This window comes from Halalkalibacter oceani (genome assembly GCF_023715705.1).
GTDB lineage: Bacteria > Bacillota > Bacilli > Bacillales > Bacillaceae_D > Halalkalibacter > Halalkalibacter oceani_A.
In genome coordinates this window covers 1-267 of the sequence record NZ_JAMBOS010000110.1, presented here as the reverse complement: position 1 = coordinate 267, position 267 = coordinate 1, and the positions used below count along the sequence as shown (strand labels likewise).

The window sequence follows — 267 nt, the reverse complement described above, 5'->3', positions numbered from 1 at the left end:
CGGAAACCGCATTTCGTTCAGACAAGAAAGCGATTCGGTTCATCGATCCAGAAACGTTAAGCAATGCATTTCTTCATTGCGAGACAAGAAAAGTCGATAAATCAGGATGCATCAGTTTCATGGATCAGAAATATGAAGTGGGCTTGACATTTATTGGACGTCAGGTTGAGGTTATCTATGATCCTGCGAATATTGAGGAGCTTACCATTGAGTTCGAGGATTATACTCCTTGGAAAGCCAAGAAGCTTGTGATTGGAGAAAAAGCTG

1 protein-coding gene is annotated in these 267 nt (G+C 41.6%); it reads left to right on the top strand.

Going from position 1 to position 267, the window contains the following annotated elements; translation table 11 throughout:
- A partial coding sequence (locus tag M3212_RS22185) for a Mu transposase C-terminal domain-containing protein (RefSeq protein WP_285875008.1) occupies positions 1 to 267 on the top strand: 267 nt, incomplete at both ends.